This is a genomic window from Methanosarcina sp. UBA411, assembly GCF_002495725.1.
Taxonomy (GTDB): Archaea; Halobacteriota; Methanosarcinia; order Methanosarcinales; family Methanosarcinaceae; genus Methanosarcina.
Genome location: NZ_DAGK01000034.1, coordinates 20,328 through 45,470 on the forward strand (window position 1 = coordinate 20,328; position 25,143 = coordinate 45,470).

Annotated in this window: 26 protein-coding genes and 1 pseudogene; 12 read left to right on the top strand and 15 right to left on the bottom strand. The window is 39.5% G+C overall.

Annotated features, from left to right (window positions below; translation table 11 throughout):
- Nucleotides 1-9 precede the first annotated feature (9 nt).
- A complete protein-coding gene (locus BP861_RS13355) occupies nt 10-1,224 on the bottom strand; it encodes a C39 family peptidase (RefSeq protein ID WP_292376334.1) in 1,215 nt (404 codons plus the stop codon).
- 333 nt (nt 1,225-1,557) lie between these two features.
- On the opposite strand from BP861_RS13355, the gene BP861_RS13360 reads away from it, so the two are divergent.
- Complete coding sequence (locus tag BP861_RS13360; protein WP_292376336.1) at nt 1,558-3,318, top strand: M28 family metallopeptidase; 1,761 nt, start codon at nt 1,558-1,560, stop codon at nt 3,316-3,318.
- 246 nt (nt 3,319-3,564) lie between these two features.
- Nucleotides 3,565-4,314 carry a winged helix-turn-helix transcriptional regulator gene (locus BP861_RS13365; protein WP_292376338.1) on the top strand — a complete coding sequence of 250 codons (750 nt, stop codon included), beginning with the start codon at nt 3,565-3,567 and terminating at the stop codon, nt 4,312-4,314.
- Between the two features lie 179 nt (nt 4,315-4,493).
- On the opposite strand, the pseudogene BP861_RS13370 reads toward BP861_RS13365, so the two are convergent.
- Both BP861_RS13370 and BP861_RS13375 read right to left on the bottom strand, forming a co-directional pair.
- Nucleotides 4,494-5,255, bottom strand: a pseudogene (locus BP861_RS13370) (M24 family metallopeptidase).
- A gap of 6 nt (nt 5,256-5,261) precedes the next feature.
- A complete protein-coding gene (locus tag BP861_RS13375) occupies nt 5,262-5,624 on the bottom strand; it encodes an aminopeptidase P family N-terminal domain-containing protein (RefSeq protein WP_292376339.1) in 363 nt (120 codons plus the stop codon).
- Between the two features lie 389 nt (nt 5,625-6,013).
- On the opposite strand from BP861_RS13375, the gene BP861_RS13380 reads away from it, so the two are divergent.
- From BP861_RS13380 to hdrB, 4 genes are all read left to right on the top strand, one after another.
- Nucleotides 6,014-6,553: a DUF2284 domain-containing protein gene (locus BP861_RS13380; protein ID WP_292376342.1), complete on the top strand. Its 540-nt coding sequence runs from the start codon at nt 6,014-6,016 to the stop codon at nt 6,551-6,553.
- Between the two features lie 313 nt (nt 6,554-6,866).
- On the top strand, nt 6,867-7,574 hold the full coding sequence (gene npdG, locus BP861_RS13385) for an NADPH-dependent F420 reductase (protein ID WP_292376344.1): 708 nt from the start codon (nt 6,867-6,869) through the stop codon (nt 7,572-7,574).
- A gap of 493 nt (nt 7,575-8,067) precedes the next feature.
- Nucleotides 8,068-8,553 (top strand): CoB--CoM heterodisulfide reductase subunit C, encoded by a 486-nt coding sequence (gene hdrC, locus BP861_RS13390; protein ID WP_292376345.1) that lies wholly within the window; start codon nt 8,068-8,070, stop codon nt 8,551-8,553.
- Between the two features lie 11 nt (nt 8,554-8,564).
- Nucleotides 8,565-9,467, top strand: coding sequence for a CoB--CoM heterodisulfide reductase subunit B (hdrB, locus tag BP861_RS13395; RefSeq protein WP_292376348.1), 903 nt, complete (start codon nt 8,565-8,567; stop codon nt 9,465-9,467).
- 117 nt (nt 9,468-9,584) lie between these two features.
- On the opposite strand, the gene BP861_RS13400 is transcribed toward hdrB, so the two are convergent.
- Nucleotides 9,585-10,034 (bottom strand): DUF1284 domain-containing protein, encoded by a 450-nt coding sequence (locus BP861_RS13400; protein WP_292376350.1) that lies wholly within the window; start codon nt 10,032-10,034, stop codon nt 9,585-9,587.
- Nucleotides 10,035-10,072: 38 nt separating this feature from the next.
- Nucleotides 10,073-10,606, bottom strand: coding sequence for a DUF1847 domain-containing protein (locus BP861_RS13405; protein WP_292376352.1), 534 nt, complete (start codon nt 10,604-10,606; stop codon nt 10,073-10,075).
- Nucleotides 10,607-10,843: 237 nt separating this feature from the next.
- Here BP861_RS13405 and BP861_RS13410 point away from each other — a divergent pair, with 237 nt between their 5' ends.
- From BP861_RS13410 to BP861_RS13425, 4 genes are all read left to right on the top strand, one after another.
- Nucleotides 10,844-11,182: a DUF134 domain-containing protein gene (locus BP861_RS13410; RefSeq protein ID WP_292376354.1), complete on the top strand. Its 339-nt coding sequence runs from the start codon at nt 10,844-10,846 to the stop codon at nt 11,180-11,182.
- 55 nt (nt 11,183-11,237) lie between these two features.
- On the top strand, nt 11,238-12,080 hold the full coding sequence (locus BP861_RS13415) for an Mrp/NBP35 family ATP-binding protein (RefSeq protein WP_292376356.1): 843 nt from the start codon (nt 11,238-11,240) through the stop codon (nt 12,078-12,080).
- Between the two features lie 449 nt (nt 12,081-12,529).
- Nucleotides 12,530-13,099: a thioredoxin domain-containing protein gene (locus BP861_RS13420; protein ID WP_292376358.1), complete on the top strand. Its 570-nt coding sequence runs from the start codon at nt 12,530-12,532 to the stop codon at nt 13,097-13,099.
- A gap of 118 nt (nt 13,100-13,217) precedes the next feature.
- The gene (locus tag BP861_RS13425; protein WP_292376360.1) at nt 13,218-13,868 is read left to right on the top strand and encodes a cytochrome c biogenesis CcdA family protein; all 651 of its coding nucleotides are present in this window, start codon (nt 13,218-13,220) and stop codon (nt 13,866-13,868) included.
- A 91-nt stretch (nt 13,869-13,959) separates the two neighbouring features.
- Here BP861_RS13425 and BP861_RS13430 read toward each other — a convergent pair whose 3' ends face one another.
- From BP861_RS13430 to cbiT, 9 genes are all read right to left on the bottom strand, one after another.
- On the bottom strand, nt 13,960-14,577 hold the full coding sequence (locus BP861_RS13430; RefSeq protein ID WP_292376362.1) for a methyltransferase family protein: 618 nt from the start codon (nt 14,575-14,577) through the stop codon (nt 13,960-13,962).
- Nucleotides 14,578-15,284: 707 nt separating this feature from the next.
- Nucleotides 15,285-15,857, bottom strand: coding sequence for a hypothetical protein (locus BP861_RS13435; RefSeq protein WP_292376364.1), 573 nt, complete (start codon nt 15,855-15,857; stop codon nt 15,285-15,287).
- A 291-nt stretch (nt 15,858-16,148) separates the two neighbouring features.
- Nucleotides 16,149-16,874 (bottom strand): precorrin-8X methylmutase, encoded by a 726-nt coding sequence (locus tag BP861_RS13440; protein WP_292376366.1) that lies wholly within the window; start codon nt 16,872-16,874, stop codon nt 16,149-16,151.
- On the bottom strand, nt 16,864-17,664 hold the full coding sequence (gene cobJ / locus BP861_RS13445; protein WP_292376368.1) for a precorrin-3B C(17)-methyltransferase: 801 nt from the start codon (nt 17,662-17,664) through the stop codon (nt 16,864-16,866). Before cobJ ends, BP861_RS13440 begins: the two co-directional genes overlap by 11 nt.
- Entirely contained in the window at nt 17,633-17,986 is a 354-nt protein-coding gene (locus BP861_RS13450; RefSeq protein ID WP_292376369.1) for a cobalamin biosynthesis protein, read from the bottom strand. The genes cobJ and BP861_RS13450 overlap by 32 nt, the downstream gene beginning before the upstream one ends.
- Nucleotides 17,987-18,064: 78 nt before the next feature.
- Nucleotides 18,065-18,559 carry a cobalamin biosynthesis protein CbiG gene (locus tag BP861_RS13455; protein WP_292376372.1) on the bottom strand — a complete coding sequence of 165 codons (495 nt, stop codon included), beginning with the start codon at nt 18,557-18,559 and terminating at the stop codon, nt 18,065-18,067.
- A gap of 47 nt (nt 18,560-18,606) precedes the next feature.
- Nucleotides 18,607-19,335 carry a cobalt-precorrin-4/precorrin-4 C(11)-methyltransferase gene (locus BP861_RS13460; protein ID WP_292376374.1) on the bottom strand — a complete coding sequence of 243 codons (729 nt, stop codon included), beginning with the start codon at nt 19,333-19,335 and terminating at the stop codon, nt 18,607-18,609.
- Nucleotides 19,336-19,409: 74 nt separating this feature from the next.
- Nucleotides 19,410-20,018, bottom strand: a complete 609-nt coding sequence (locus BP861_RS13465; RefSeq protein WP_292376376.1) for a cobalt-factor II C(20)-methyltransferase — start codon at nt 20,016-20,018, stop codon at nt 19,410-19,412.
- Between the two features lie 60 nt (nt 20,019-20,078).
- On the bottom strand, nt 20,079-20,633 hold the full coding sequence (gene cbiT / locus BP861_RS13470) for a precorrin-6Y C5,15-methyltransferase (decarboxylating) subunit CbiT (protein WP_292376377.1): 555 nt from the start codon (nt 20,631-20,633) through the stop codon (nt 20,079-20,081).
- A 761-nt stretch (nt 20,634-21,394) separates the two neighbouring features.
- On the opposite strand from cbiT, the gene BP861_RS13475 reads away from it, so the two are divergent.
- On the top strand, nt 21,395-22,723 hold the full coding sequence (locus BP861_RS13475; protein WP_292376786.1) for a homocitrate synthase/isopropylmalate synthase family protein: 1,329 nt from the start codon (nt 21,395-21,397) through the stop codon (nt 22,721-22,723).
- 24 nt (nt 22,724-22,747) lie between these two features.
- Here the strand turns inward: BP861_RS13475 and BP861_RS13480 are convergent, their stop codons facing one another.
- Entirely contained in the window at nt 22,748-23,776 is a 1,029-nt protein-coding gene (locus BP861_RS13480) for an isocitrate/isopropylmalate dehydrogenase family protein (protein ID WP_292376379.1), read from the bottom strand.
- A gap of 385 nt (nt 23,777-24,161) precedes the next feature.
- Here BP861_RS13480 and BP861_RS13485 point away from each other — a divergent pair, with 385 nt between their 5' ends.
- The gene (locus BP861_RS13485; protein WP_292376381.1) at nt 24,162-25,004 is read left to right on the top strand and encodes a TatD family hydrolase; all 843 of its coding nucleotides are present in this window, start codon (nt 24,162-24,164) and stop codon (nt 25,002-25,004) included.
- The last annotated feature ends 139 nt before the right edge of the window (nt 25,005-25,143 follow it).

Genomic DNA, 25,143 nt, shown 5'->3' on the forward strand with positions numbered 1-25,143 from the left:
TAAGGATTTTTAACTCCTCACATATATACTATAATCTTCTGAACCAAAACCTTCCATAAAATAATAGCCATAATTCTCAGGTAGTGGATCATCGATTGCCAAATATCTATCCGGATAATCATTTAAATATCCACTACAAACTCTAGAGTGACTATCTTTTATACTTACAAATGGTCTATTATTATCAATTTCAGAAACCGCTTGATCAAACGTAAAAATTGTAACATATTTTGAATTAGATTTATTTAATCCATTGGATGGTTTATAATAATTTAACTGGTTATTATTAATGACATTCCCGCCAGTAGTATAACCTGGGCCCATCTTCTGATATATATAATCTTGGGTATGAGTTACTCCATAGTATTTAGCAATCATTTGACCGCATGCTGGAGCGCAGTAATGATCATTTTCTTGCCCATACAAAGTAGTATCGAGATATTTACTTGTGCTTGTTGCCACTACTGTTAAGTCGTCACTAAGTTTCTTGATATCTTCTTCAGTGACTAGCAGATTAATATTAACTCCCTTATTAGTTGCTGCTTGTTCTATAGATTTAGTAAGCTCATTACTTTTTTGCCACTCTATTAAATTTTTGTCTATTTCATTTTCCGTAATCTGTTCATAGATTGAGCAAACTCCAGGTTTTGTTTCAGTTGCAGGTTCATCTGGTACCACATTAAGAGTATATGCATCTATAAATATCCTATATTCATCTCCTGTAGTCTTGTTTTTTACTACAGTCATTGCTCCTATTTTGGGATAGCTATATACAACCATTTTAGTTGATTCGATTTCTCCAGTTGGATATTTGTTTTTAGCAGTTTCTATTGACTTTTCCATAACTTCAGTCATGTTAAAGGGTATCGGGTTAAATTCGATAACTTGGATTGGCTGCCCCAGTGTTTTATTGGCACCAACGTCGATTTTACCTATTGTTTTATTATTTTCATGTACTGAAAATTGATAATACAATTTTTGACCATTTATATCATAAAGCTCCAGTGGTTTGGGATCAATAGATGCCCCTTTCCAGCTTCCAAACTTTTCTGTATCGGTTGCTATAAACCTTACCATTCGCGTATTTGCATGCTTAAAGGCTTCCTCTGCAGTTACGCTCTGACTGTTTTCTTCCTGTGCGTTAACAGTTGGTACTAACACCATACCAACCAGCAGTATTGCTAAAATTAGCATACCTATTCCTGAGTCATTTCTTGTTCTCATGCCTTTACCTCGTGTATTTTTACCCAGGAGGCAGGATCAGGCAAGCCTTAAATATTCACAAAGCTAATACTAAATCATGCCTCCGGGCAATGTGGAGTTCGAATAAACCTTCCAGAGAGAATTTGAGCTCCACCAAACATTAATTTTAATGTTCATATTTTGTTAGGAACTTACTTTTATAATTAATTTGTGACCAAATCATCCAACTGAAAGTATACGCAAATTTAAATTTAGATTGTTTTAAGATTTACAAAGCTATTACTCTGATAGTTGGATGATCTGGCCATAAAATTTAAGTGGACTCTTTTAATATGTGTTAATTGAGAATTAATAATGACAATCAGGACACTTTTTATCATATTGACAATTTTGTTTTTTCTATCTTCCTTCACGACAGCAACAACTGAAAATATAGACAAAGGAGAAACATCAAGCAACTATACCGTAACACCGTCATTTGATACTGAAATTGGACTAGCTAAAAAGAATGTAGACGCTCTGGCAGCCTACAGTTTTGATTCCAACATGCAATATAACAACACATCTATACCTTTTGATGTTTCTCAAACTAGACTTGAAAACTCAACTCGAACTATATCTTCTTTTGGAGAACGAAAAATTGGAAGTCAGAATGCTGCTGAAGCTTCCCTATTTATAAAAGATGAAATGGAAAAAGCAGGCCTGCAGGTTTCTCTGGACAATTTTTCCGCGAGGATACGTACACGGGACTTCAATTACTGGAACGTAAGCGGCACAAACGTAGTGGGAATTAAAGAAGGAAAAGCTCTTAAAGATGAGATTATTCTCGTAACCGCACATTATGATTCAAGAATAATTGTACCTCCAGAGTCAGGTTTGAAGGATATTTTTGATTCTGAGATAAGAAAGCCCTATCTCTGGCCAGTCTGGTCCGACACCTATGTTTGCGAATCGGCCAACGGAACCGGAGCGGATGACAATGCCGGAGGGGTTGCCTGCATGCTTGAACTTGCAAGGGTCTTGCAGAATGAATCATTTGACAGAACAATATATTTCATTGCTTTTTCTGGAGAAGAATACAATCTTCTTGGCAGCCAGGCCTGGGTAGAAGCCCATCCTGAGTTGAAAGATGATATTATTGCGGTTGTTAACGTGGATTGCGTGGGAAACGAACCTCTCTACGTGTGTTATCTCCCCCAGTATGCCTGGCTTAAAGATATTTTTGAAAACGAAGCAAAAAACTCAGAAATCAAAATTCAATCTGCGCTTATAGAAAGAGGAGATCATGAAATCTTTTGGGAAAACCACATCCCTGCAGTAGTCCTATGCCATCATAACTACGAAGGTCATGATAATTTCCACAAATTGAGTGATACAGTTGACAACATCGATTTTTCGGTTATCAGGAATGCAAGTACTCTGGCTGCCAGAAGTGTTATTTATCTTGCAGATCCAGATGAGAGTCAGGCTCCTCTCGTTAATGTTTCCAATCTGGAGGTTTCAGAAGCTTCATTTGAACTAACCTATAGCGTCTCCGACCCCGAGAGTACTGTGGAAGTCTTTTTTGATAATCAGAGCCTGGGAAATCTCCGATCAGGCAGAACCTTTTCGCTTCCGGAAGGAGAACATACCATCAAAGTTCTGGCAACCGACCATTATGGGAATAGAGGTACTGAGAGCATAAATGTTGTAAATAAGGAAAATCAAAACAGAAGTTCTGAGCCTCATCATCAGGAAATAGAGAGCTCTGAGAACGAGGTAAATTATATAATTGGATATTCTCCAGAAAATTCCATGGACTCAAACAGGACTCTTTATTATTATCTGGATAATTTCGGGCCTCTGTACCCAGGGAATCTTTTGATTCTTACTCCCGGCAGTCATAATCTAAAAATATGGTCAGAAAATGAAAATGGAACTGTGTTTATGGAGAATAAAACTTCTGATTTTAGAAAATATTCCATTGAACGAGTCCAGATAGATAACCCATTCATGGATCGTAAAAATCCTCTTATCTTCATCTCAGGTGTATTTGTAAGTTTGACTATTATTGCGTTTTATGGGAAGCGGGTAAAAAGAAAATTATTGAATCTAAAAGGTTCTAAAGATGAATAAAAATAAAGGCTCCGTTCATACCAAAAAATTTTATTTATTCAACTTTTATAATGATATTTTTATTCTCAAAATCATGTTTTTAAGTCCTCTTACTTCAAATATTATCTTAAAACACTAATGGATTAACCTGTATATTCAAAATTCGAACGGGTTATATGGGAAATCTGGACTTATAAGAAGGTCTATGGGTACAGAGTGACTGGAACAGAAGCTTATATGATTTTAGAATTTAAACTTATAATAAAATTGTCAAAGTATGAGCCAGCTATGTGGAAGATAAATTTATTTTTTGTTTTGATCCTGAGTACTGTCACAGGTATAACCGGTGCAGACACCGGAGAATATACCGTTGGTCCCTGCCCATCCGATGAAGAACTTGAAAAACTGGGCGACGCTGTTGACATGAGCGGTGCTGACGTGACGTACTCATTCTGGGAATTTCCTTTGTCAATCAAAATCGCTTACATAATCGGGTATTTGACTGTTTTCTTTTCCTTTTTCAAACTGGCTCCCATAATTCTTGGTCAGATAAGGAGCCTAAGTAAAAATGTCAACAAAAAGAGAATTATTAATTATGTGCTGAATAATCCAGGGTGTACTCCATCAGAAATTTCAAGAAACCTGGAAATTAGCCTGGGATCTATAAGATATCAGATCAAAACACTCAAAGCTGAAGATAAATTGATCTTAACGAGGGAAGGAAAGTTCACAAGAGCCTTTCAAAATTCCAACGCCTTCACAAAAAACGATAAAATAATTATATCACATCTTAAAGGCAGTACAAGAAAACAGATACTACTTAACATTCTGGAAAATCCTGATATTACAAATCAGGAAATCTCAGAAAAGCTGAACTTAGACAAAAGCACTACTCACTGGCATATACAAAAATTAAGGGAAGACAATGTTATTTTCTCTGAAGTAGAAGGCAAGTTCACAAAATGTTTTGTGAATCCAGCTGTGGAGCCGGAGTTGCTGAAATGGCTCAAGTACTGAAACGGCTCAAATATAAACTTTGAGCAGCCTTTTCTTAATGTTTGAAAAAAAGAAAACTAGATAGCTGCAAGGGATACATTAATTATCTAGTCCATGTTTATTCGTAAAGAGTGTGACGCTTCATTTTGTCAGTTTTCTATGAATCAATTAAACCTTGGCTTTATACAGTATTTTAATAATCAAAACACAGGAATCAATCCCGGATTATCTCCTGTAATACACTCTCCGCCTTTAGAAGTTACTATAAAAGTATTTTCAATTCCTACTATTCCTACATTTTCAATTTCTTTTTTATATTCGAGGACAAATACCATTCCTTCCTGAAGGGGTTCATCAAAGCCTTCTGCAATCACAGGCAGCTCATCAATTAGCAGTCCGACTCCATGTCCCAGGAATTTTACTTTACGGTTACCAAAACCCATGAAGTTTTGTAGGAATTCAGAATCGAGCTTATTCGTTATGTTAGTATAGATTTCCTAGGGAATAGCTCCGAGTTTTAACATTGAAGCAGCTTCGTTCTGTATATCCACGCATTTATTATGGGCATCTATGGCGTATTGTGGAAAGGAAGAGCCAAGCATATATGTGGTGGTTTTATCCGTGTTATAACCTTCAACCCCTCCGACGTCAATGAATACCAGATCTCCTTTCTTCAGCTTTCTGTCCCGGCTTCCAATCAAGAGAACCGCAGGGCTCATCCCATAATTTCCGCCTGGCCCGTTAAAATAAGAAGGATAAATAGAGCTCTCACCAAAACAGACATTTCCCAGGAACATCTCGGTATCGAACATTCCGAAACGACATAATCCGTCATGACCTTCTTCGACCATAACTGAAAATAGTTCGGTTGCCAGGTCTGTCTCACTCATTCCTTCCTGCAGCATTTCAGGTACAAGATCTTCCAGCACATGCTGATGAATCCTGCCGGCTTCTCTTGTCAGTGAAAGCTAATATTCGCTTTTAATTGCTCGGACCGCGCAAAATTGGGGATCTATCGGCTTGAAACTTTGAAAAGGAAAGTGTTTTCGAAATCTCTGGTATAAAGCCAGGGGAACAACCTCAGTTTCCAGATATACTGTATCCGGAAGCCCGCTTATGCTCTTTGAGGCATCACGAAAACTGTTCATAGATTCTATATTTGGAAATAAGGATTCATCCAAAGCTCTTTCATAGCTGCGGCGTACCCAGAGGGTTGTTTCTCCGTGTTTAGGGATGATCAGCATTCCATCCTGCATCGTCCCCGTAAAATAATAAAGATTAATTTTGCTGAAAACAACAGCCATTTCCCATTCGGGACTCGAAATATCCATTCATTTCCTAAAGTTTCTCATCCGGTTTTTCAGTTCAGTTAAAGGTACTTTTTTGATCATGGGAATCCCTTTACTAAGTTATCTGTTATCAATTATAGAAGTGTAACCTATAATAGAAAACTTGGCATGAATTTATGGACAGATGTACATGATAAATAGATGTACATAGTAAACGTACATAATAATTTTATTTTTTCACAACGAAAATAACATTTTTCGCAGTGATTTGTTAAAAAACGATATTTTTTGCAGAGATTTTGTAAAAAGATAAAAAGTGACTCTTAGTAATGAAATCTAAGTTCATATCTCAAAAAGGAAGAAATAATTAGAAAGGAAACAAATTGAAAAGGAAAAAGTAAAAACAAAAGGCTTTTTGAAAAGGGGATATCATGTTAGGAAAATTCGAGGATCTTATCGAAAAGGCATCAGGAATGGGGCTCAAGGCTTATTTTGTGGATGCAGGAGATATTCCGGTTGAGAACAGGATTGCTCTAAAATGCGCTTATGGCTGTAGGGGTTACGGAAAGAGATTGAGCTGTCCGCCTAATGTTATGTCGGTTGAGGAGTTTAGAAAAATCATTGAAGAATATAATAGTGCGCTTCTACTTGTCGATGAACGTGATACTTCACAGGTGTCGGATGTCCTTGAAGCCTGGGGAGAAATTCGCAAGGACTCTTTCCATAAGATGTTAGAGCTTGAACAGGAAGCTTTCAGAGAAGGTTTCACTTTTGCACATCTCCTTAGACCCGGCTCATGCAACGAATGCGATACTTGTAATCTTGAAAAGTGCATAAAGCCGGAGTTGAGACGTTTTGCACCTGAAGCTGTAGGAATAAACCTTCAGAAAGCAATGGAAAAGGCAGGACTCGTACTTGAATTCTGCAATCCTGAGAAAACTGTATGTATCGGAGTTTTACTTCTTGAATGAAATTCGCGTAAGGGTTCGGGTATGAAAAAGCAAAATCAAAAAAGAAAAACGATTAAAATTTTACCTTTTAATTTGGGAAAACATTCAAAGTAATTGTGATAATTCTGAATAGAAATTTCGGACTGCCATAAGTAATGTCACAATTTAATTCTTTATCGTTACCTAGTGCATTATCATATTTAATCCAATTGTCGTATTTAGTTTATTATTATCATTCAATTCGCTATCCTAATTTAATTGCTGAAGACAGAAGTTATATTAACTCTTGGACAGATTTTATGGAAGATATAGCAAACTGGAGGTTTTGTTTAAATTGAATTCTCAAAAATTAAAAATAGCTGTTCTTGGAGGAACAGGAAACATAGGGGAGGGAATGGTGCTCAGACTAGCCCTTCAAAACCTTATGCCTGAAGGTGTAAAGAACGAGGTAATTATAGGTTCCAGATCCAAGGAAACTGCCAAAAAAGCCGCAAAACAAGCTTTATCCGAGCTTGAGAACTGCGGGTTTGATACATCTGGGATAACCATTACAGGAAACAGTAACCTTGAAGCTGCACAAGCAGCCGAAATAATAATTCCTACAATTCGTTTTGACTACGTTTTACCTCTGCTGAACGATATTCGTGAGGCTCTTGAAAACAAGATTTTGATCACTCCTGTAGTCCCGATGGTAAAAGAAGGAGACCTTTTTGTATATAAACCTCCGGAAGAAGGTTCAGCCGCTCTTGCAATTCAGAAAAATGTTCCGGCTTCTACAAAAGTTGTTGCAGCCTTCCACAATATCCCGGCAGGAAAATTGAGAGATGTTGTCAAGTGTAAGGCCGTACACCATGCACTGGTGTGCAGTGATGATGCTGAAGCAAAGAAGCTGGTAATTAAACTTACAGAGCATATGGGATGCCTTAAACCCCTGGATGGAGGCTCCCTTAAACAAGCAAGTACTATGGAATCACTTACACCACTACTGATTAATCTTGCAAAACTCAATGGACTTAAAGACCTCGGAATAAACTTCTCCTGATAAAACCTTGTAAAAATAGCGACAGAAATAAAAGAAGAAGCAGCGAAGGGAAGATTTGGAATTTGGGAAAAGGAATATCCTTTCGAAAACTTATTTTTATATAATAGTAGGAATAATATATGTAAGCACAGATGGCACAGATTTTAAGGAAAAATGTGAAACAAGAATCTCTGCCTGAATGCAAAAAAAGAAACCTGAGAACTAATGCTTGCCTATCTGGATCCAAATTCTTTACCCCTGCTATTGAACTCTAGCAAATTTAGCTTATGTTAAATATTATGAGATTAATAGTCAACATGAGAAAAATCTGGAAGAAAAAAGCTGATTGAAGAATCTAGAAAAGGACTAATTACGGGAGAATTTGTCAGGAAATACCTGTTTATCGTAAAATCCAAAAATCGCTTTCAATTGCAGAGTTTTCTCTTGATTTCATTATTTTTGTTACCTTTCTTTTCTAAAAATGATGATCAACTAAATCAGACAGTGAACCTGTATGAATGAAAAATTGCCAAAAGTGTTAAAGGCTGCGGGACTTGACATACTTTCCTGCATGCAGTGTGGCACATGCACAGGTAGTTGTCCTTCAGGAAGGCAGACCGCGCTTAATACGCGAAGAATTCTTAGAGATGCACGCAAAAATAGGGTAGCAATTCTCTCCGATGATGCCCTCTGGCTCTGTACTACCTGTTATACCTGCCAAGAACGCTGTCCGCGTAATATACCAATTACCGAGGCCCTCCTGGAGCTCAGGAGACTTGCAATAAAAGAAGGTTTCATGCTTCCAGAACACAGGAAAATATCGGAAATGGTCGTGGAGTTCGGGCATGCAGTCCCTCTAGACAAAGAAACAAAGCAAAAGAGGGAAGAACTCGGGCTTGACCCAATACCTGAGACTGTCCAGAAGTATCCTGAAGCCCTACAAGAGCTAAGGAATCTTCTCAAAGCATGTAAATTTGACGAGATCGTGGCTCAAAAATAAGGAGGCAGAATATGGAAAAACTATCGCTATTTCTTGGATGCATTGTACCCAACCGATACCCAGGAATTGAAAAAGCAACTAAATTCTGCCTGGAGAAGCTTGATATAGATGTATCCGACCTGCCAGAAGCTTCATGCTGTCCTGCTCCAGGAGTCTTCAAGTCCTTTGATAAAGCAACCTGGCTTGCCCTTGCCAGTCGGAACATAGTTCTTTCGGAAAAACTAGAAAGGGATATTCTCACAGTCTGCAACGGTTGCTATGGCTCCCTGGCAGATGCTAATTTGGAGCTGAAAAAGGACCCTGAGTTAATGGCGTGCACAAACAGGTGCCTTAAAGAGATCGGCATGGAGTTCAAAGGTACTGTCGAAGTAAGACACATAATTGAATTCCTATATAAAGAAGTTGGGCCTGAAGAACTCAAGGAATATATCACAACTCCGCTTGACCTTAAAGTGGCACTGCATTACGGATGTCACCTAATTAAGCCTTCAAGAGATCGAAAACTTGGAGAAACAGAGGCTCCAGTTTTTTTTGATGAACTTGTTGAAGCTACAGGTGCAAAAAGCGTAGACTATACCGACAAAATGATGTGCTGCGGAGCAGGAGGAGGAGTACGCTCAGGCCATGCCGTCGAGTCCCTTAAGATGCTCGAGCATAAACTAGCCTGTATTAGGCAAGCAGGCGTTGACTGTATTGTTAATGCATGTCCTTTCTGCCACCTGCAATTTGACAGAGGACAGCTCGCAGTCAATGAAAAATTTGGAACAGATTACTCGATCCCTGTCCTTCACTATTCTCAGCTACTGGGCCTTGCTCTTGGTTTTTCCCCATACGAACTGGGAATAGAACAGAATGCAATTCAGAACATTGAGTTTCTTGCAAAGATATACGAGATCAGCGCAGGTTTAAGATAAAAGTCAGGTAAAAAAGTCTGAAATAAAAAATCTCGAGTAAAAATTAAAGATAAAAATAGTAAAAAGGAATTTACTTATTCATAAATCTGGAATTAAAGATACATATCTATCATTAATTTATCTGTTATCCTGCATATACCAGAGACACTTCTGTCTCCATTTGCAGGTTCCACAGACATCTTCAATGTCAGATGTGTTATTAAGTAGCGAATTGACTAACCTGAAGGCTTCATATGCCTTCATAATTGTTCCTTCTTTTATCTTTAATTTCTCCATAACAACAAGATCCATATTCCTGATCTCGCGAGAGCTATTTGACTCCTGCGCAGCGCATTCTCTTTTGCCTGGGCAGGAAGCACAGATTACATCACATTCAGATACCAGTTCCAGAAGTCTTGAAGGAAAAGCCTTTATGTCTGAAATTATGGCCCGCAGATTGGCCACAAAAACCGGGCTGTATCCATATCCTTGAAAACCCTGTATGCAGCAAAGGTGATGAGCTCTAATCTTCAGGCATTTAGATTCGGTTTTAGCATGAGACCCAGAGGTGTTCGATTTTTTGAGCATGTATTTCTCCAAGACTTGAACTCAAAGAGCAAAAGAATTCATTCAATAACATCGATTTTTGAATCAGCTAGCTGTGGTAATTCTTCAACAGGCAGTGCTATAGAAGGAGCTTCAGAGTATTTTGCAAAGAGGATGTCATAGCCTGTTTTAAGCCCCAGCATGATGTTGAGGTTCGTAAGGTCATCATTCAGGAGAAGAGCCTGGCCTATAGGATTGCAGACTGCTTCAAATTCCAGATTCTCGGATTTTTTAATTCCAAGACTAGCTTTTTCAAAACTGCAGACTTTACAGCAAACCGAAAATACCTCAAAGTATCTAGAGAGAATATCATAAACCAGCCTGGCTTCTCGCTCATACTCAATACAGAAAGCGACGCCTATTTTTGTATACCCAAGCCTTTTTGCATAAATAGCTATCTCTTCTAGTTTTGTTCTTTTTACATTATCGGATTCAAGCCAAGCAGAAGTCTGGATTGATTTCAGATTGTCGCCTGTATACTCAAGCCCAGATTTAATGACAGAACAGTTTTTGCCTCTTGTACATTCCTTAATCCGGCATAACGCGCACTGCACACTTTTTTCTCCCGGGTTTTTAACATGAATAAGAAATTATAGTCACAGATAAGCTGTGAAGGTATAAATAATTCTACGAGGATTTTTGAAGAGACTTGCGCCTCAGGAAGCAAGCCTTTTTAAAAAAAGGCTTAACAGACAGTGACAGTTTTACTCATTTGTACATAAATATATATATCTTTCTGTTCAGAAAGAGAAATTGTTATATATTTATTCCGCAATGTGCATAAGTAACCCATGAAAAAATGCAGAGGAAGACCAAAGTGCCCGAGGCGTGTTGAGCAAACACCCGATATCACATATTTCAAGCCCAGAGGAGTCCCGCTAGCTGATCTTGAGGTTGTGTCCATCACAGTAGAAGAGCTTGAGGCCCTGAGACTTGTAGATGTTGAAGGGCTCAAGCAGGAAGATGCAGCCATAAGGGTAGGAATATCAAGGAGAGCTTTCTGGGAAGATCTGAAAGCTGCAAGAATGAAAATCGCTTTTGCCCTTAGCACAGGAAAAGCGATAGAGATAAAGGGCGGTAACTATATCAGCGCTGAGATCCCTGACATTAATGAAGATGCTGACACATAAAAAAGAAATTTGAAAATCGGGAAAAAAATACGGAAATTTTACACAGGCGATAAAAATGACAGATAAGGTTCAACCACTTGAGAGCTTGTCGAAAAAGCCAGAAGAGCCAAAAATAGTAGTCAATCTCAGGCGCATCAAACGCAAGATCATGATAATGAGCGGGAAAGGAGGAGTAGGGAAAAGTACAGTCGCAGCAAATCTGGCTGCTGGGCTGGCTCTGCGCGGATACAGAGTTGGACTTCTGGACTGCGATATCCACGGCCCGACAATTCCTACAATTTTCGGAATAGAGTCTCAAAGACCTGATGTTAATGAAGAGGGCATTCTTCCAATCTCGGTACTTCCTAACCTTTCTATGATGTCTGTTGGCTTTCTTCTTGGAGACAAAGATTCTCCTATAATTTGGAGAGGCCCTGCCAAAATGGGAGCAATCAAACAATTTTTGGAAGAAGTTAGTTGGGGAGCACTTGATTTCCTGATTATAGACTTGCCCCCGGGAACAGGAGACGAACCCCTGAGTGTGGCCCAGCTGATTCCCAATTGTGACGGCTCAGTACTTGTTACAACCCCCCAGGACGTAGCCCTGATTAGCGTCCGAAAGTCAATTAAATTCTCTGAAAAACTCAAAGTGCCTATAATAGGGCTTGTTGACAATATGCATGGGCTTGTCTGCCCTCACTGCGGCAAGTCAATCGAGGTATTCGGAACTGGAGGCGTGGAAAAAGCTTCAAAAGACTTCAATATTCCGATTCTTGCCAGACTTCCTATTGAGCCCAAAGTCGCAGAAATGGAAGATAAAGGCACTGTTGTCCAGGGCCTACTTGACCACAGTACGGAATGGCAGAAGAACTTCGAAGCTGTTGTTACCGCAGTAGAAAAAACTCTGGGAGAGGATTAAGGAAAAATAAAAGGAAGAAAAGGTTTGAAAAATTCAAACGCTTCCTTGAGTATAATTTTTCTTGATTGGTTAGCCAGTTTAGAGGCTAGCCTTTCTTCAATCAGTTAACCCTAGTAATTAATAATTGCTTGTTTTGAGATTTGTTCTTGTTTTATGTATTTTTCTATTATCTCTGTATTTACTTTCATTACCAGGTCATTAAGTATATATAATATATTTTTGACAGACCAAAAGTCTCTTAAACTAGATACATATTTTCTTTTCTTACAGTTAATTATTTGAGGTTTATAAGGAATTCTACTTTAGAATTCGGATTTTACAATCAACAGAAAACAAAGGTTATCTGTAAAAATAGAGGCTATTTGTGAGAAAAGAAAATTATTGCCACGTAACATAATTACTAAATAATATGCAAGATACTATAAAACAAAAAAATTAACGTTGAGAACATGAAGAAATTAGTTATACTATTGATTCTGCTTGCAGCTGTAATCTTTGCTGCGGGCTGTACTGAAGAAAGCCAGGGAAATTTCACAGATACCCAGGCAGTTCAGGAGAATTATAGCGTTGTCGAAGCAAATGAGTCTGAGCAGAACACAACCATCCAGGAAACCCAGCAAGAAAGTAATGTGGTTGAGGTGATCTCCCTTGAACAGATAAACGCATCCCTCGCGCAGGGGCCGGTTCTTTTGAAAATAGGGTCTAAACATTGTGGACCATGCCAGGCCATGAAGCCCATGCTTGAAGAACTTGCAACAGAATACGCAGGACGAGCCACCATTACGTCTATAGATATAACTGAGAGCCCTGATCTTGAAGCTTATTTTGAGATAGGATACGTCCCTGACACCTCTTTGGTCGTGGGTATCGAAGATGGTGATTATGTATACTTGCAAGAAAACGGAACAGTCACTAAGGATAGATTCCAGGCTAGAATTCAAGGACAAATGGAAAAAGAGGTGTATGAAAATCGTATAAACCTTGCCCTTCTCCAGGAAGGGAAAAAAACATCCAATTAAGGATTAATGGATAGAACTAACTTTTAAACTCATTAAGATTAAAGTTCAAATTTACAGTAAATCCCAGAGTTCTGGGAAAAAACTATAATAAATAAACTAAAAAAAGAAATTGAAAACCATGTATTATGAAGTTATTTCCCCTGTGGCTGCATTCGGAGCAGGAATTATCAGTGTCCTGTCCCCCTGCATCCTTCCCCTTCTGCCTGCTGTCCTGGCAACATCCGCAGGAAAAAACAGGTATAGACCCCTTGCAATAGTACTTGGAGTCTCAATATCCTTCACCATAATGGGAGTTGCAACCTCTGCCTTTGGGGCAGTATTCAATGCATATACAGATCAACTGAAGATTCTCGCAGAGATCTTGATTCTCATAATGGGCTTTGCACTACTCTTTGACATAAGCCTATTCAATTCATTTTCAAAATTTCCCCTTTTAGGAAAAATGAATGATGAAGGACCTGTTTCAGGCTTCTTGCTCGGCCTTTCTCTAGGGGTTCTCTGGATCCCTTGTGTAGGACCAATGCTAGGCTCGATCTTGACCATGGTAGCTTTAGAAGGGAATACTATTACGGGAGCACTTACCCTTTCAATTTATTCGCTTGGATTTGCGGTGCCAATGCTCTTGCTTGCGTACTCAGCGCACTTTTCCTCCTCAAAAATCCGGCTTATTTCAAAGTGGGATGTTATTTTCAAAAAAGGAGTTGGAATAGTACTCGTCTTGGTTGGATTATGGATGATTTACCAGAACCATTATCAGTGGTTTATTTAAAAAAGTCCATATACATAAGATTCGAAAATTAGGGCATAGATGCCAAAGTGTATTGATCTATGCCCCTAAAGACGCTAATTTATATTTGGAATCAGAGAATATAAGGAATAAACATCTTCGTCTTCTTTTTATATTCTAGATATTCATTACCGAACTCTTTTTCTATGTCAATTTCTTCTTTTTTTGCAAGCCTGTAATAAAGGACAAGAAGCAAAGAATAGAGTATTATAAGAGGCAAAGTCGCCCATTCCAACATCATTCCCAGGGTTATCATGAAAAATCCAGTATATTGAGGATGGCGAATATATTTATAAATGCCAGTTGTAACAAGCTTTCCCTGTCCTTCTTCCTTACTCCAGTAATTCTTATGAATTTGGTTCCAGCCTGACACGACCAGTGCAGCTCCGGTCAGTGATATGAGTATTCCTAAGTACATTCCCCAGAAGCCTATATACTGCACAAGCGTATGGCCCCATAAAACACCTTCGGGAAGCGTAATGCCAAAGAGCCATCCTATCGCGAACATGCTGAAAGGCACACCGAACATTTCAAGCGCAAATGCGACAACAAACGCTGCATAGACCCCAGCAGGCTTTATCTGGCTCTTTTTATAGAACGGTACAAATAAAAGAAACACCCCGTAGATGATTATCCACAGGCCAACTGCCCACCACATTCCAAAATGGGACCAGACATTTTCTGTTACCATTTTTCCACCTCTATTTATATTCAGAAGACTGCAGTAACATTTTCGAAGTGAAATTTACAGGTCAAGTTTATCTTTTTTTTAAAACCATGGCTCTCCTTTTAGATACCTTATTAGAAGTCGTATTGAGAATACTCTGGATAACAGAAGCCCATAAAATAGTGAATTTGCATCTGGAGAAAGAGGTATTCCGGCTTACACCATTGATATCATTTGTGTTACTCTCTTTTTCCTTTTACGTCAACGTTTCATATGCCATTTGCTTTCTTTGTATTTGTATGCCATAATTATAGGAGCGCAAGTAGATGACATTATCTTACTTTGCTTACACTACATCATAATTTATAAATATTTTTGTTTTGTTTGAAAATAGCCGTGAGATTGCAAATGAACTTACTAATCGTTTAGACATCCGAAAGGAGAATAAACCAAACTAAGAAGACTAATAGCCAACTGATGTTCATGAAAAAAGGAAGCGTGAAGGATTTTTAGCCCCATAGTAGTCAATTCATTAAACGTGAAGACTTTTGACGGCAGGTTAATTTCTTAATCCCCAGAGCTTTCGAAATACTTTAAAAAATATATAAACAGACCATGACTTTAAAATAAAATTATTACAAAAAATTGTAGATGGAAATAAAAATATAAAAAAATTGATAGTAAAAGTAAAAGCCAAAGAGTTTAATTTTTTAATAATAATCATCATGTACTTATTTTTCCATACTCATATAGGCAGACTTGAAGTTAGATAGACTGGCAGAGGAACTTGTTTCAAGGCTCAAGCCGTCTATACTGGCTGTAGCTGAAGCTTCCCTAGAAGTTGAACTGTCACTACTTTTCCATACATAGTCTCCATTCCTTGAACTGTATGAAGAAGATCCTCCTGAGATATCGCCCACACCAGTCCAGTTAGCTTTGACAGCCAAAGTATCGGTTTCACCTGTATACCGGTTATTGACATCAATCTCTACCTCAGAAAGGCTTGCAGAGTTGAGTTTTTTATCCATCTTGAAAACGTTATCCTTTGTGAACATGTATCCCCATTTCTCGGACCAATAGTCTGGCCCGTAAGTGTAAGTTGATACATAGATATCAGTACCATCCTTGGTTTCAATTACAGATAAGTATGTATAGGTAGTTGCATTGTCTTGTGTCTCATACCATTCTGCATATGCAGACGCACCATTATGTCTTTCTAGTGTCTTAGATTCCAGAGCTTCTACGCTCGTAGTCGTTGATAGCAAGACTACAAGAGTAAGTAACATTGAGAATAATTTTTTCATATAATCTCACCACAATTAATTTAATTTACACGTATTGTCAATTTTGATTAGTAGTTGACTATTTAGGTTCAAATTGGACTTTTTAAACTCATAACAAAAATAATGTTAAAGTACAAAAACACATAAGAAATTATTTTTAGAATTTGAAATACAAGTTAGTGAGAAATAAGAAATTTATAGAAAAGGTATAGGATGAAAAAGATATTGGAAAATAAACCAGTTAACTGAAAAACTCAAAATAAAAGATCAGGCAAAAAAATGTAAATGAAAAAATGAGAGAAAGTATTATTTTTAACTTTCTCTTGCGATTGCAACAAGCTCATTTACGCATGCAACCGCCATAGGAGTTCCGCCTCTTGTCCCGACACAGCTAATAGAAGGTACAGGAATTTTCAGATCTCGTACCATTTCCTTGGATTCAGCTGCATTTACAAAACCTACTGGCAGCCCGATAATAAGAGCTGGCCTCACACCTTTTTCTATGAGTTTGCAGACCATAATAAGCGCAGAAGGCGCATTTCCAATTGCAATAATACTCCCATCAAGCCGTTCCCGGGCAGCGAGGAAACCTGCTGATGTACGCGTAATTCCATATTTATTAGCGATTTCGGCATTTGGGTCTTCATCAAGCACGCAAATAATTTCAGATTTATGCCCTGCCTTTGTAATCCCGGCTTTTACCATATTAATATCCACAAAAATCGGGGCGCCCTTTTTAATCGCTTCCACACCTGCAGGAATGGGATCATGCATGAAACGCATAATATCTGCCACAGAAGGGTCTCCAGTAGCAATAACACAGCGCTGGCGGAAGCGATCTTCAGGAGTTTTATTACCGATGAGTTCCTGGATCATTGTCCGGCTTTTCATGTAAATGGCTTTGGCTTCTTCAGTTCTTGCCCCGGAATCCTTACAAATGCTTACAAGTTCGGGATCTACCTCAACCGTAAGCTCGGTAAACTCTTCAAGGTTATCAAGTTTTCCGGCCTTTTCATTAGCACTCTGTTCAGTAGTCATATTTTTTGTGATACCCCCTGGGAGTGATTATGAAGTCCTTCTTTTGAGAGCTCCAGATTCTGGAATCTCCGTTTCCGATAAGGATCGTGGTGCTCATATCTACCCAATCTTCGCAGTCCATTACTTTTCCAAGAGTTGTTACGATCCTGTCCTCACCTTCCCCACGTAAAGCGTTCTTTATAAGTCCCACAGGCACGGAATCGGCCTTGTAATGGCGGATAATTTCAATAGCTCTGGAAAAGTTAGACTGTCTCTTACGGCTCTTTGGGTTGTAGAGCGCCATAACAAAATCGGCTTCTGCAGCAAGATTAAGCCGTTTTTCAATGACATCCCAGGGAGTCAAGAGGTCGCTCAGGCTGATAACTGCAAAATCCGTTACAACAGGCGCGCCGAGCATACTTGCCCCAGCTAAAATTGCCGTGACTCCCGGAAGAACCTCTATATCAACTTCAAGCCCTTCATGTTCAGCAACCTCGAGCACGATGCCTGCCATTCCGTAGACATTGGTATCACCGCCGCTGACCATGGCAACATTTGCAATTTTTGCAAGCTCTACTGCCTTTCTTGCTCTGTCTACTTCTTTACCCATATAGCTGCGGATTACTTCCTGGGTTCCGAGGAGGGTTGCTATCTGGTCCAGGTAAGTACCGTTTCCGAGCACATAATCGGCGTTAAGGATTACATCCCTGGCTCTGATCGTCATCTGTTCTACAGACCCCGGTCCGATCCCTACGATGTAAAGTTTTCCCTTAGTTGCCTTATCTTGCGATTGCGATTGTGACTCTGCCATAGATCTTCTTCCTGCAAATTAATTGTTTTTCTTCAGAAAGGGCCAGAGCAGCAGGTTCTGCAACTCCTTTTAACCCAAAGCGGGAAGCCTGAGAGGCTGAAGGAGGATTGTAGCTGTTTAGCATCTCGTCTGGCAAAAAATTCACCCGAATGCCGAGTGTTTTTCCCGCTTCCAGAAGCCCTTGTTCATTTTCCTTAAGTTTCGCAGAGGCTAAAGCCGTAATTTCTTCCAAACTCAGACCGCACTCATCGAGAGCCTGTTTTACGGCTTCAATAACCTCTTCTTTTGTAACGCCCCTGCGAGTCCCAATTCCTATAATCATCAGTTATCTTCTCTGGTTATTAACGCAGTTCCTTGCCAGTAAATTCGCGTAAGTGCAGACCAGTCAACTCAAGCTCAATTACTGTTTACCTTCATTATTGCCTTTGACTTCTACATTTTCCTGACATTTTCTTATCAGTACGGATACATCTTCATCTACAACAACAATCCTGGGCCCCTTAACCTCAAGAACCTCTATTTCCTTATCAAGGAGGGCACAGTTTACGGCTACAGTGGATTCTTTGTTGAAGATCTCGCAGCCTAACCTGTCAGCGATACTCTCGACTGAAGGTTTACCGTGAACCTCGGTCGCCGTAGTAAGCACAGGAACCGCTCCGAGTTCAGAAAGCTTTCGGGCAATTTCATTTGCGCCATGATGCCCCCCTAACAGAGGGATTGCGAAATTCAGGTTTGAATCAACTACGACCACAGCAGGGTCAGACCACTTATTATCGAGAAGGGGAGCAATATCCCTTACAACAATGCCTGTGGCAAAAACCGCAACTATTGCCTCATAGCTTTTAAAAGCCTTTTCGAATATGCCCTTTTCATAAAGAAGCAGGTCTGCGTTCAAATGCTCTGCTATCCTTGCTGCAATCTTCCGATTCCGTTCAAAAGTGATTACAGTGGTTCCTGGGCTACTCCGTATAGGTAGGACCTCCTGTAGTTTTTAGGGTCAACAACCCCGCCGATAATTATCATTGCTGAACGCGTAATTCCTGCGTCTTTTACCTTATCTGCGATATCTTCCACAGTTCCGGTGATAACTTCTTCATCTTCCCAAGATGCGTGAAATACTACTGCAACAGGCGTATCCTTGGGGCAGCGAACTTTTTCCATAATTTCCCTAATTTTCTGCGTACCAAGGAAAATTGCCATGGTAGTATTGTAAGCAGAAAGCTCGGGGATAAGGTCTTTTTCTAGGGTTTTTCCGGCAGGACGGGTAATAATGAGAGTGTCTGAAACACCGTTAAGAGTCAACTGTGTACCGAGAGCGGCAGCGCTTGCAAAAACCGAGGAAACTCCAGCAACTCTTTCGACTTCAATATTGTACTTTCTAAGTTCTTCCATCTGCTCTATGACAGAGCCGTAAAGAGACGGATCTCCGCTGTGGAGACGAACAACGAATTTTCCTGCATCTACAGCGTCTGCAATTATTTTAGTGGTCTCTTCGAGAGTTAACCCATAGCTATCCACTGTTTCTCCCTTAGTGTAATTAAGAACCTCAGGGTTTACCAAAGAGCCTGCATACATCACAAGGTCGGCTTTTTCGAGCATTTCACGCCCGAGTACAGTAATTAGTTTTGGGTTTCCGGGTCCTGCTCCCACAAAATATACTTTCCTTTCCATCTGACCATTCCCTTTACTTTCGTGTTTTATTCCAAATTATGTAGTGAGTTCCGCAAATATTACATAGAGTAATTTTACTTCTTTCCGTAAATGATACTGAAATAGTTCCCCTTTTCCGGAATTTCGTCTTTGTTCCGGATTATAAGCTCGTTTTCAGAAAAGAGCCTTTCTGCAAAGATAAACTCCGTATATCCTTCAGTTTCAAGCTGTTTAACTATAGATTTCGGTTGCGTAGCCTTCAGGTGAATCTTATACCCGATCTCAGAACCGTCGCTGACCTCAAAAGAACTCTCAACCGCAACATCGGTTCTGGCAGCAAAGGAAGTGATCGAACTTATACCAGGAATGGTTGCAAGCTCAACGTCCGGATAGTGTTTGCGCATAACCTTTTTGAGATGAGAAAACGTAGAGAAAAAGTTTGGATCACCTATAAGCCCGAAAGCTACAGTTCCTTTTCTTGCTTCTTCCGCCACTTTATCAGCATTTTCCTTCCAGAGAGAATTGAGAACTTCAATATCTCTTATCATGGGAAACTCAAGGATTTCGGCATCTGCGTAAGGAGCCACGAGATCTTTTGCCAGGCGGCCTGGTACATATACCTTATCGCTGTTTTTCAAAACGTTCACTGCTTTGAGGGTCAGAAGTTCAGGGTCTCCGGGACCAAGTCCTACTCCAATTAACATGCTATCGCTCCGTAGATTATAAAAATAAATATAAAGCAGATTTAAATTATAAGATAATTTTCATTTTTGCTTTTTTCCGACAATAATGTATACAGGGTTTTCAGGTTTGAACATTGTTTCTCCTGCAATTGGTGCACTTCTCGAAACCGAAATATGAACTACTTCATCAAAAATTCCGAGTTTTTTCATCGCCTCAATTGTCCTGACAACCGTTTCTATTCGGACGGCATTTACCACGATACTTCGAGCTTTTTTCTTGACAAGAGCCTCAAGAATGGAACCAATATTTTTTGTTCCGCCGACAAAAGCACAATCAATAAAATCAGTAAAATTTTCAGAATTTAGGATATCCGAGGCTTCTCCAGCTAAAATCGTGGCATTTTCTATATTGAAATTTTTAAAATTTGTTTCGGTAGCTCTCAGAGCTTCGTTTCGAGCATCTATAGCATAGATAGTCAAGTTTCGGGCAATCTTTGCTGCTTCAATCGAGACTGATCCCGTACCGCAACCTACATCTGCAAATCGATCTCCTTCCCGCAGCCCGAGTTTGGAAAGAGATACGGCAATGATTTCGGGTTTTGTCGGACCGCCGCTAACACTTACTATTTCGGACATGTTTTTCCTCGCGAATAAAGTAAGGTAAATAAACAATTTAAATTAAATATACACCGATATAATTTTAGTTTTATATTTAGGCCGCTTTAACAAAAGGCCAGAAGATACGGGTCATTAAATATCATTAAATAAGTTATGTACAAAGAATTGAAATTAGATTTTTTAGATTAACTCGATTATAAATATAACTTGTTGTAGATATACCTTATTACCGGCAAGAAGGGCAGGATAGGAAAGTAAACTTTCATGAAACTGTAAAAAAGCAAGTAAAACTTCTACAAGAAAACCTTAGACCAATTTCGTACACTAATTTTAAAAACCCTTTTTAGGAAGTATCCAGGAATTTTACAAAAGGAAAAGATAACAATGTGTCCTGTCACTCTTGATACAGAATATAACAGATTATACATATAGCATAAATAACTCACATAATGAGTATTATATACATTGTATATATAAGAAGATACATTGGCTATTTTGAAAGAAAGAGATTTTAACTATAACGACATATAATAACCTAAATATCGGCATATAACGTAAGATACAACTCTCAGTATAGAATGTAAGATGCCGCTTGAGGAACAGTCGTAAGTGCTCCCCAAAAGAGAGTTTTTAAACGAGAATTTAGAGTTCTTAGGTAAAGTATAACTTATTTTCTGACCTGTGTACCTGAAAGATATCTTTTTCACATAGAAACCCCGCAGTGAAAGCCCGCTCTCTCGATGCAGGGCCCTGCCGCCTGAAAGAAAGGAGGAAAAATGATGAAAGTTTACGAATCATATGAAGATCTGCCCAAATTAAAGCTGCCATATGGAAATGATATATACATAAGTGACAGCACTATCCGTGATGGTTCCCAGATGCCTGGGATTGTCCTGAGCAGAGAACACAAGCTTCAAATCTATGAGTATCTGCACGAGATAGGAATCGAAAAACTTGAAGCCTTCGTATTCAATAAAAGGGATAGAGATGCTGTAGATCGAATGCTTGATATAGGGTATGAGTTTCCCGAAGTCACAGGTTGGGCAAGAGCTTCAAGAACCGATATAGACAAAGTTCTCGAAGTAGACGGAATTAAAGAAACCGGTATTCTGATGTCTGTATCGGACACGCATATTTATTCTAAAATGAAGCTTTCAGGCAGAGCAGAAGCTGAAGAGAAATACCTGGACGCTCTACAGTATGCAGTGGATCATGGACTTCGCACACGGGCTCATCTTGAGGATATGACAAGAGCAGATAATTATGGTTTTGTTTTCCCTCTAGTTGAAAAAATTATGGAAATTGATCCTGATTGTATTATCCGGGTCTGCGACACTGTTGGATACGGGATGCCCTTCATTAGTATAGATGAGCCTTATGGAATACCGAAAATTGTGCAGCACCTCAAAAAAGGAATCGGGGTAAAAAATATAGAAACTCACATTCATGATGACTATGGATTTGGGTCAGCAAGTTCCATTGCAGGTTTTTGGCATGGAGCTAATTGGACAAGTGTAACTTTCCTGGGTATAGGAGAGCGTGCAGGAAATAGCGAGATGGAAAAAATCCTGCTTTTCCTGGAAGATAGAATAGAAGGCTTTAATAAGTATAACCTTGAACCGGTTACACGTTTTGCAGCATTCATGGAAAAAGAACTTGGCCTACGGGTTCCGAGAAACAAAGCTGTTGTAGGGAAGAATATTTTTGCCCATGAATCAGGAATACACGCCGCAGGCGTCCTCAAAAATCCCTTTAACTATGAACCTTATCCTCCAGAACTAGTAGGAGGAAAGCGGTTCCTGCTCATAGGTGACTCTTCAGGTCTGGAGGTTATCCGCTATAAAGTTCAAGAGACCTTAAATGACCTTCTTGATGTTGAAACTATTGTGGAAAAAGATGACCATAGGCTTCTGCAAATCCAGAATGAAATCCAGAAACTCTACGATAATGAAGAAAGAGTTTCCTGTATATCGGATGAAGAACTCCTTGCTTATGTAGAAAAGTATTTCCTTTACCAGCCAATCTGCAACCTAACACATGCAGGTAGAGGAAAACTGAAAAATAAAGGAAAAATAGCCGATTCCGAGGAAGAAAAATTGAAGGAATGAAAAAGGATTTCCTTCAATACGTTCTTATTTTAGAATTTCTGCCGTATACTTTGCAATCTCACCAGCCATCTGACTGAGTTTTGCATTGCCTCCGAGATCATAAGTTACATACTTACCTTCAGAGATTACGCGGTTTGTAGCCTTAAATATCGCTTCGGACTTTTCCTTTTCGCCAAGATAATCAAGCATCCATGCTCCTGCAAGTACGGTTGCGACAGGATTAACCTTGTCCTGGCCTGCATACTTTGGAGCTGAACCGTGAGCAGGCTCAAACATTGCGAAGGAATCACCTATATTGGCAGAGTAGATTAACCCAATGCTGCCTACGAGTGCCGAGCATTCCTCACTGATTACATCCATAAAGAGGTTTGTAGAAAGGAGAACCTTTTTATTGAAAATCTGTGGGTTCTTAATTAGCTGCTGGGCAATATTGTCAATGTGATAGGGCCAGATCTCAATGTCTGGATAGTTCTGCCCAACCTTTTCTACTTCTTCTAAGAAAGAACCACAGGTCAGTTTCAGAATATTGCTCTTATGGATTGGCACAACAGCGTCATAGCCTCTTCTTTTTGCTTCCTCAAAAGCATAGCTGGCAATCTTGCTGGATGCAGTGCGTGTAATTTTACGGATTGCAATTGAGACATCGTCTGTGAGCTGGATTTCCTCTCCAATGTAGAGGCCTTCTGTACCCTCGCGCACACAAACCATTTCCACATCTCCGAGAGGGGCACTTGTGTTAGGGAAAGTCTTGATTGGCCTGACATTTGCATAAAGATCATATTTTGTTCTTATAGATACGGCCACACTTCTTGGAGAGCCTATTCCTCCGGGCGTGGTTGTCGGCCCTTTAAAGCAGGCATCTGAACTGTCAAGGATTTCCCAGGTTTCATTCGGAACAAGGGAATTTCCTCCATGCTTTTCCCACCAGCCGGCTCCTGCCTCACACATAACAAATTCGACATCTGTGCCAGCGGCTTCTGTAACTTTAAGCATTGCGTCTACAAGCTCGGGGCCTACCCCGTCACCTTTGATTACTGCTGCGGTTTTGCTCATAATTATCACCAGATCTTAGGGTTCGTATTTAAAGAACCGTAGCGACTGAAAATATAAAAGGGGAACTTTTCGAAAATTCGGTAAGAATAACTGGATCTTCCAGCGTACTCAACGTAAGGCTATATATTTCAAGTTTTGGGTAATTAATACTATGCCGAGCAATTCTAACGCGAGGTTGGGTATAAGACACAGATGCCTGCACACATGTATAAAAAATTGGATTCCATTTTCAGGAAGTATCATTCAAAAAATGCTATTCCAAAAGTATCATTCCATACTTACCCGGAACTTTCAATAAAAAATGCAAATCTGAGCCAAAACCGAAGACACTTCAAAGAATGTGAGCTTTGATCAAACCCGGAACTTTAACCTTTGAGGAGTGAAAATGCCTGCCAAAATTCCGATTACTGATAATCATATGCATATAGACCTTAGAGCTAGAGGACTTGAAGCAGTAAAGGATTTCAAGAACTCCGGAGGGACTCATATAATTTTGGTCACCAAACCCAGTTGGTCGCTTGGAATAACGGTCAAAAAACCTGAAGATTACCTTAAGGTTTTTGATGAAACCATAGAAATCGCGTCAAAAATCAGAGAACTGGGAGTTGGAGCTTTTCCTGTACTTGGAGTCCATCCGGCAGAGATCTCAAGGCTTACCGAGTATATGGATCTGCAGAAAGCTACAGAGATCATGAAGACAGGTCTCGAACTTGCTTCAGGTTATGTGGAAAAAGGGCTCGCCGTAGGAATAAAGTCAGGACGCCCTCATTACCCTGTGTCTATGGAAGTCTGGGAAGCTTCGAATGAGATAATGGAGTACGCTTTTTCCCTGGGAAAAGAACAGGATTGTGCGGTCCAGCTTCATACCGAAAGCGTAGGAGAGCCTGAACTCCAGGACATAGCAGAGAGAGCGAGAAAAACAGGAATTAAAATGTACAAAGTTGTCAAACATTACTCTCCACCTCTGGTAAAAACCTGTGAAGAACTTGGACTTTTTCCGGGAGTGATATCGGCCAAAGGAGCAATCGAACAAGCGCTTGAGGAAGGTACACGGTTTATGATGGAAACAGATTACATCGATGATCCTGACAGACCAGGCGCAGTACTCGGCCCGAAAACAATTCCCAGAAGAACCACAAAGCTGATGGAAACGTACGGTGAAGAGCCTTTTTGGATAATTCATAAGGAGAATCCTGAAAAGGTATATGAAGTCGAAATTGATATTTAAAGGCGCCTTTCGGGGAAAATAAATCAGATGAAAAGAAATAGTATGTGTTTAAAAAATAATAACTGAAAAAAGATTTAAAACAAAGAGAAGGCTTAAAAAAAAGATCTAAAGCCGGAAAAAAAGCACGTAAAAGTAGAGG